This window comes from Melaminivora alkalimesophila, from assembly GCF_000282995.1.
GTDB lineage: Bacteria > Pseudomonadota > Gammaproteobacteria > Burkholderiales > Burkholderiaceae_C > Melaminivora > Melaminivora alkalimesophila.
In genome coordinates this window covers 1-7,943 of record NZ_ALEE01000023.1, presented here as the reverse complement: position 1 = coordinate 7,943, position 7,943 = coordinate 1, and the positions used below count along the sequence as shown (strand labels likewise).

The 7,943-nt window shown below is 65.4% G+C and carries 8 protein-coding genes; all 8 read left to right on the top strand.

The genetic code is table 11. The features are described 5' to 3' along the window. Window positions 1-987, top strand: a 987-nt coding sequence (locus A612_RS00230; RefSeq protein WP_019372613.1) for a type II secretion system protein GspD, incomplete at its 5' end; no start/stop codon positions are given. A gap of 60 nt (window positions 988-1,047) precedes the next feature. Next, the gene (locus tag A612_RS00225; RefSeq protein WP_141630294.1) at window positions 1,048-1,467 is read left to right on the top strand and encodes a hypothetical protein; all 420 of its coding nucleotides are present in this window, start codon (window positions 1,048-1,050) and stop codon (window positions 1,465-1,467) included. A 202-nt stretch (window positions 1,468-1,669) separates the two neighbouring features. Then, complete coding sequence (locus tag A612_RS00220; RefSeq protein WP_040435241.1) at window positions 1,670-3,172, top strand: hypothetical protein; 1,503 nt, start codon at window positions 1,670-1,672, stop codon at window positions 3,170-3,172. A gap of 127 nt (window positions 3,173-3,299) precedes the next feature. Next, complete coding sequence (locus A612_RS17730) at window positions 3,300-4,184, top strand: peptidylprolyl isomerase (protein WP_081501045.1); 885 nt, start codon at window positions 3,300-3,302, stop codon at window positions 4,182-4,184. Window positions 4,185-4,253: 69 nt separating this feature from the next. Next, the gene (locus A612_RS00210; RefSeq protein ID WP_019372609.1) at window positions 4,254-5,054 is read left to right on the top strand and encodes an ABC transporter permease; all 801 of its coding nucleotides are present in this window, start codon (window positions 4,254-4,256) and stop codon (window positions 5,052-5,054) included. A gap of 17 nt (window positions 5,055-5,071) precedes the next feature. Continuing rightward, the gene (locus A612_RS00205) at window positions 5,072-6,313 is read left to right on the top strand and encodes an ABC transporter ATP-binding protein (protein WP_110012481.1); all 1,242 of its coding nucleotides are present in this window, start codon (window positions 5,072-5,074) and stop codon (window positions 6,311-6,313) included. 43 nt (window positions 6,314-6,356) lie between these two features. Further along, window positions 6,357-7,247, top strand: a complete 891-nt coding sequence (locus A612_RS00200; RefSeq protein ID WP_019372607.1) for a methyltransferase — start codon at window positions 6,357-6,359, stop codon at window positions 7,245-7,247. Window positions 7,248-7,273: 26 nt separating this feature from the next. Beyond that, window positions 7,274-7,879 (top strand): methyltransferase domain-containing protein, encoded by a 606-nt coding sequence (locus A612_RS00195; protein ID WP_019372606.1) that lies wholly within the window; start codon window positions 7,274-7,276, stop codon window positions 7,877-7,879. The last annotated feature ends 64 nt before the right edge of the window (window positions 7,880-7,943 follow it).

The window sequence follows — 7,943 nt, the reverse complement described above, 5'->3', positions numbered from 1 at the left end:
CAGCTCGGCAGCGTGCGCGTCATGGCCGACGAACTGAACAACACCTTGCTCGTCTGGGCGACCAAGGCCGAGTTCGAGAAGATCGAGGCCACGCTCAAGCGGCTCGACCTGCCGCCCACGCAGGTGCTGATCGAAGCCTCCATCGTCGAAGTCACGCTCAACGACGATCTGAACTACGGCCTGCAGTGGGCCTTCAGCGGCAGCCCCGGCAATGGCTACCGCGACGCCGGCCAGATCGGCGCCGGCGGCGTCAAGGCCAACACCGGCAGCCTCGGCGACCTCATGGGCAAGGGCTTCACCTACTCGCTGGTCAATTCCGCCGGCCAGATCCGCATGGCCTTGTCGGCGCTGGCCAACAAGACCCAGGTCAAGATGATCTCCAACCCCTCGCTCATGGTGCTGGACAACCATCTGGCCATGATGGTCGTGGGCAATCAGGTGCCGGTGCTGACCAGCACCACCGACTACCTGAACAACAACAACGCCATCACCAGCACCGTGCAATACCGCGACACCGGCGTGAACCTGGCCGTCACGCCCTCGGTCAATGCCGGCAACCTGGTCACTATGCAGATCGACCAGATCGTCACGGATGCCGCCGACGGCCCCGGCGGCACGGCCAACAACCAGCCCATCTTCCTGCAGCGCCAGATCAGCAGCAAGGTCGCCGTGCGCTCGGGCGAATCCATCGTGCTGGGTGGTCTGATCAAGGACAGCCAGAGCGCCGGCAAGAGCGGCGTGCCGCTCCTGCAGGACCTGCCTTTGGTCGGCAACCTGTTCGGCACCAACACCAGCGGCGGCGCGCGCACCGAGCTGCTGGTGGTCATCACGCCCAAGGTGGTGCGCACCGACCCGGAGATCCGCGAGGTCAGCGAGGAACTGCGCGACCGCCTGCGCGGTCTGAGCGGGCTGGGCGATGCCCTGCCGGGCCCGATCCCGGCCCAGGCGCCGGTGCCGGCGGTGGTGCAGCCGCTTGCGCCGCAGTGAGCGCGCGCCCCGAATGAAGATCACTTTCCTTGCATGAAGGAGCCTAGAGCGATGATGCAAATGCAAACCTTTGTCCTGCCGCGCGCCCTGCTGGCGAGCGTTGCCGCGGCCTTGCTCGCGGGCTGCGCCGCAGTCGGCCCGGCCTCCTCCTCGCCCGAAGAGACTGTCCAGGACCGCGCCAACGCACGCTGGGCCGCGCTGCTCAAGGGCGACTCGGCCAAGGCCTACGGCTACCTGACCCCTGGTTACCGCGCCGTGCATGACGAGGCCACCTACCGCAAGCGCCGCGGCTCGGCCGTCAAGTGGACGGGGGCGGAGGTCGTGGACGTGCGTTGTCCAGAAGCCACCAAGTGTCTTGCCAAGGTGCGCATCGAGGCCAAGCCGTTCCTCGGACGCAAGTTTGGGGATACCATCGTCACCCACGTCGAGGAGACATGGCTGCTTGAGGACGGCCGGTGGTGGCTGTTCGAGAGGCTCTGAGCGACCGTCCCTCGGCTGGACGCAAAGGTTGATGTGGCGCGACCGATGGAGGAAGATCTATAGAAATTCGTTGTACCTGACCAACAATGCCCTCATGGCTGCCAATTCGATACAAGAAACCGAGGGGGCCGTGCTAGGATTTCAAGGCGTAATCAACCTCTATCCTTAGTTGCGCCAAACGACTTACCAACTGGAGTTTTTCATGAAAAAAAATGTTCTCGCATTGAGCATTGCTGCAGCCGTCGTCGGCTTCGCTGGTAGCGCACATGCTGTGACTAACCTGACTGGCGCTGATGCCACCACCCTGCGGTTCGGCAATACCGGTACGGGCCACATGCTGGTGGTGCCTTACTACTCTGCTCAGGCTGGCAACAGCACGCTGCTGTCGATCATCAACACCGATGAGAAGAACGGCAAGGCGGTGAAAGTGCGCTTCCGCGGCGCCGCCAACTCCGATGACGTGTATGACTTCCAGGTCTTCCTGTCGCCCGGCGACGTTTGGACGGCCAACGTCAGCGCTGACCCGAACGGCAAGGCTTACCTGACGACTCACGACAACAGCTGCACCAAGCCGGCCAAGAACACACTCAACACGACGCCCTTCGTGACTGCTCGCCTGAATGGCGATGAGGATGTGCGCGCCAACAACACGCGTGAAGGCTACATCGAGATCTTCAACATGGCAGACATCCCTTCCACGGCTGCCCTGTTCCCGAACATCAAGCATAGCAATGGCGTGGCACCCTGTTCTGGCACCGCCTGGACCTTGCTCAACACCGACACCGACAATGCCACGTTGACAGGCCCAACCATCGGCTTGGCAGCACCCACGACTGGCCTGGCAGCCAACTGGACGATCATCAATGTGCCCAAGTCCGTGGCATGGGGTGGTCAAGCTGCGGCGATCGAAGCTGTCGATGCTGCCGGAAAGCCTGCCAAGGGCAACGTCGTCTATTTCCCGCAGACCAGCACTGCGATCACTGCCACCCAGGCTGCTGCTTTCACAGCTGACCCGCTGATGCAGGGCGCAACTCCGGTGGTGAAGGGCGCGCTGTACGACCTGCCCGACATGTCGACGCCCTACACCAATATTGCTGCTGGTACGCCCTCGCAGCAGGCTGACCTGCTGGCCAAGGCCATTGAAGCCACTGCCGTGATGAACGAGTACTGGACGGAGCCGACCATCTTCGCTGCCACCGACTGGGTGTTCTCGATGCCTACGCGTCGCTATGCTGTTGCAGTGGACTACAAGGCGGTTGGCGGACCTGCGCCGGTGTATAACGCTGATAACGAGCGCCACTTCACTAACGCCAACACCCAAATGTCGGAGGACAAGCTGTGCGTGACCGACATCACGAGCAGCCCTTGGGATCGTGAAGAGCGTCAGCCTGCGGCACCCGATGAAGTCGTGATCTCCCCGAGCGAGCCAGGCAAGCCGGTTCTGTTCTGTGGTGAGACCAGCGTGCTGAGCTTCAACAACTCTGGCGCAACCACGTCCGGAGTGCTGGGCGCCAACGTGGCCGTCAAGGACATCGATTTGGCCTACACCAACGGTTGGCTGAAGCTTGTCACTCCTGGCGTAGCGGCAAATTCTGGCCTCCCCATCCTGGGTCAGGCTTTCGTGTCGGCTTACAATCCCGACGTGGGTGCAGGTACCTCCGGCAACTTCAACACCGGCTGGAGCCATCGCTACATCCGTCCCTGATACGGATGGCATAGGAGGGGCCGCGAGGCTGCTCGAAAAAGGCGGGGCATCCCGCCTTTTTTCGTTTCGGTGTGCGGCCCTGAGGTTATGCACCGTGTCCATTCGCTCAGAAGCTATAGCATTGACCATGAAAATCTCTTGCCATTGGCATCGCCACTGGGCCGCGCTCGTGCTCGCGACGTCCTGCGCCGGCGTTGCCGTCGCCCAGGACGCGGTACTCATGCAAACGCCGGGCGGTGCCCAAGTCACCGAAAAGGACCTTGCGGCAGAGTTGCAGCGCGTGCCGCCGCAGGCGCGTGCGAACGTGCTCGCCAAGCCCGATACCGTACAGCTGATCCTCAAGACCCTGATGGTGCGCCGCCTGCTGGCGCAGGAAGCCGAGGCGAACGGCCTGGCGGCCACGCCGGAGGTGCAGGCACTGCGTCGCATCAACGACGAGCGCGTGCTCTCCGAAGCGCGCATGTTGCAAGTTGACGCGGACAACGAGGCCGACGAGGCAGCGCTGGAGTCCTACGCCCGCGGCAAATACCAGGCAGAAGCGAAGCGCTTCGAGGTGCCGGCGCAGACCCATGCGCGCCACATCCTGATCGCGGGCGAAGGCGACGAATCCAGGGCCCGGGCTGAGGCGCTGCTCGCCGAGCTCAAGGGCGGCGCCGATTTCGAAGAGCTGGCCAAGGAGCACTCACAGGACCCGGGCTCCGGCAGAAAGGGGGGCGATCTGGGGTTTTTCCCCGAAGGCCGGATGGTTCCCGAGTTCGACGCGGCGTTGAAGGCAATGGAGCCTGGCGGACTGAGCGAGCCGGTGAAGACGCAGTTCGGCTGGCACCTCATCCAGTTGGTGGAGCGCCGCCCGGCGGACAAGCGTCCCTTCGAGGAAGTACGCGAGGAACTCATGCGCGAGGCGCGCACGCGCATCCTGGGCGAGAAGCGCGCGGCCAAGGCCGCGGCCCTGCTCAAGGACGCCGAGTACAAGGACGACGCAATCCAGGCCTTTGCCGATAAGATGCGCTGATTCTTGCTTCCCCACGTGCGGCGGAGGCGGCGTGGTCGATGCCGCCTCCGCCGCCGTCTTTGCAAATCCATGGCCGCCTTGTTTTCCGAGCTCTCCCATCTGCGTCGCCTGCGCGGCCTGGTGTGGGTGCTGACGCTGCGCGAGGTGGCCGCACGCTACCAGGGCTCGGCGGCCGGCGTGCTATGGGCCTATGTGCAGCCGCTGCTCACCGTGGCGGCCTACTACCTGGTGTTCGACGTGGTGTTCGCCATGCGCCTGGGCGATAACGCGCCCACGGGCCGGGTGGGCACCTACCTCATCGTGGGTTCGCTGCCGTGGATGGCCTTTTGCGACGCGGTGGGGCGCGGCACCAGCAGCCTGATCGAGGCGGGGGGCCTGCTGCACAAGAACGCCCTGCCGCCGGTCCTGTTCCCGGCGCGCACGGTGCTGGCCAGCACGGTGGTGTATGGGCCGCTGCTGCTGCTGCTGGCGCTGGCCTACGCGCCCGTGCACCGTTTTGCGCTGCCTGTGCTGGCGGTGCTTCCGCTGTTGCTGCTGCAGGCCCTGCTGGCTTTCCTGCTGGCCTATGCGCTGGCGATCATGGCAGCGGCGCTGCGCGACGTGGTGCAGCTGGTGGGTTTTGCGCTGTCCATCGGGATTTTCATCTCGCCGGTGCTGTTTCCCATGGCGCTGTTTCCACCCGCGTGGCGCTGGGTGCTGTGGGCCAATCCGATGACGCCGGTGGTCGCCGGGCTGCAATCGGCATTGTTGCAGGGCGCGTGGCCGCCCGCGCAGGTGTGGGCGGCGCTGGCGTTGTGGATCATGGCGCTGGCGGCGCTGCTCTCATTGCTGGTGCCGCGCAGCCGCGACCAGTTGGTGGATTGGCTCTGAGCGGGATGACCAGCGCGATGAATCCGGGACAGACGCCATTGGTGCTGCGCGTTCAGGGGGTGGGCAAGGAATACCGGCTCTACGCTTCGCCGCGCGAACGCTTCAAGGCCTTGTTCAGCAGCCGGGCGCGCCACCGCAGCCACTGGGCGCTGCGCGACGTGTCCTTCGAGCTGCGCCGTGGGCAATGCATCGGCGTGGTGGGCGACAACGGAGCGGGCAAGAGTTCACTGCTCAAGCTGTTGGCGGGCACCATGCAGCCCACCACCGGCACGGTGGAGCGCGTGGGCCGGGTCACGGCGATCCTGGAGCTGGGAGCGGGCTTTCACCCGGATTTCAGCGGCCGCGACAATCTGTACTTCGGTGGCAGTCTGATCGGCATCGACCGCGAGGAGATGGCGCGCCTGGAGCCGGAGATCGTGGCTTTCTCCGAATTGGGCGAGGCGCTCGACCGGCCGGTCAAGACCTATTCCTCGGGGATGACGGTGCGCCTGGCCTTCGCCCTGGTGACGGCGGTGCAGCCGGATGTACTGATCATCGACGAGGCGCTGGCCGTGGGTGACCAGCACTTCCAGAAGAAATGCGTGGAGCGCATCATGGCGTTCCGCGATGCGGGCTGCACCATCCTGTTCTGCTCGCACAGCTCCTACCACATCCGCCACCTTTGCGACCAGGCGATCTGGCTCAACGGTGGGCGCATCGCCGAGATGGGGCCGACCGAGGCCGTGATGGGTGCCTACGAGCTGCACAGCCGCTTGCGAGCCGGGGAAGGTGCTGCCGATCATTCCCCAGCCGCGGCCTTGGAGGGCACGCAGCCGGCAGCCGGTGCGCCCGTATCCGCGGGCCAGGAAGCGGCCGGGCACGGCGCCAACCTGTTGTCGGTGACCATCTCCGGCCTGGGCGAAGGTACGCCGCCGCTGCTGGAGGGGAGTGACCTGGTGGTCACTTTCATCGCCCGGGGCCGGGGCGATGAGTGTCCGAACCTGGGCTTCATGATCGAGCAATCGAAGGGCACGGGCATCACATCGCTGGCCACGCATGAGGAGGGCGCCCGCCCGGTCCGGCTGCCGGACGGCACCTGGCAGGCGGTGTTGACTTTTCCGCAGCTGCCGCTGCACAGCGGCGAGTACGTGGTCAGCGCCTATCTGTTCGATGAGAGCGGGCTGGTGCTCTACGATGCGTGGCTGCACTACCAGCATTTCCGCTTCGTCTCGCCCACGCTCATGCCAGGGCTCGTGCGCCTGCCGCATACCTGGACCTGATCGCTGTCTCTCTTTTTTTCCATGCGCCCATTCGAGTGGAACGATGATGCTTCCTGAAACCCCAACCGCGCCGGAGCGCGACCCGCTCGCGCAAGCGCGGACCCTGCTGGAGCGCGGCGACCTGGAGGGCGCCGGCCCCCTGCTGGTGGAAGCGCGCGACGCGCCGGCCACGCGGCTGGCGGCGCACAACCTGATCGAGCGCCGTTTTCCGGCCTTGTCCTATGGGCAATGGATGGGTTGCCCCTGCGAGATCTCCGAAGCCGACGACATCTACCGTTTCTTCGCGGCCCATCCGTCGAGCTTGAACCCTATTCGCGACTACTTGGCGGATGGCTGGCGGACCCTGGCCGAGCTGGTGCTGTTGCTGGAGCAGGCCGGCCATCCGCTGCTGCAGGCCCGCAGCTTCCTGGAGTTCGCCAGCGGGCATGGGCGTTTCACGCGCCATCTGGTGAAAGCGCTGGGGGCGCAGCGGGTGGTGGTCTCGGACGTGGTGGCGGATGCGGTGGCCTTCGCCCGGGATGCCTTCGGGGTCGAGGGCTTTGTGTCCGCAGCAGTGCCCGAGGACGTGCGCTGGGAGCGGCAGCACGATGTGGTGTTCGTGCTCTCGCTGTTCAGCCATCTGCCGCCGGCCACCTGGTCGCGCTGGTTGCGCCGCCTCTACGGCATGGTGGCGCCTGGGGGGGCGCTGGTCTTCACCACACATGGGGCCGAGGCAGTGCGCAAGCAGGGCGTGACGCTCGACGCCGAAGGCTATTTCTTCACGCCATCGAGCGAGTCGAGCGCCATCGACGGGCAGGAATACGGGACGGCCTTCACGTCCGAAGCGTATGTGCGGGCGCGCATTGCCGAGCACCTGCCCGGTGCCCGGTTGCTGCGGTTCTCACCACAGCATTTCTGGCACCACCAGGATGCCTATGTGTTGGAGAAGCCGTGAGCGCCGCGGTTCACTGAGGAGACGGAATGCACGCAAGTTCGCTGGCCCACGTGCAAGGGCTGGTCCACAAGTATCTCTCGGACCGCACGCAGGCGCCGCTGCACATCGTCGATATCGGCAGTTATGACGTGAATGGCAGCTACAAGCAGTTCTTCCTGCACCCGGCGTGGAGGTACACGGGCGTGGATCTGGCTGCGGGGCCGAACGTGGACGTGGTGTTGCGCTCGCCCTACCGCTTGCCGCTGCCTAGCCACTCGGTGGACGTGATCGTCTCCGGCCAGGCCTTCGAGCATGTGGAGTTCTTCTGGCTGACCTGGATGGAGATGGCGCGGGTGCTCAAGCCGGGCGGTCTCATCTTCCTGCTGGCGCCCTCGCGCGGGCCGGAGCATCGCTATCCACAGGATTGTTGGCGCTTCTACCCGGACGCCTATCGCGCCCTGGCCAAGTACACGGGCATGGAATTGCTACAGGTCAGTACGGACTGGGAGCCGCACGCCGACCCGGAGAGCGCGCCCTGGGGCGATACCGTGGGCGTGTTCCGCCAGCCGGCACTGACGCCGGCCCAGCGCTGGCGCCGCCGGTTGATGCAACAGCTGCGCTATTGGACGGTGCCGGGCTATCGGAGCGGCTGAGTCTCGTCGGCAGCCTCGGGCCAACCTGCGGTCGGCCTCAGCGCTGCAGCCAGCTCTTGACCCG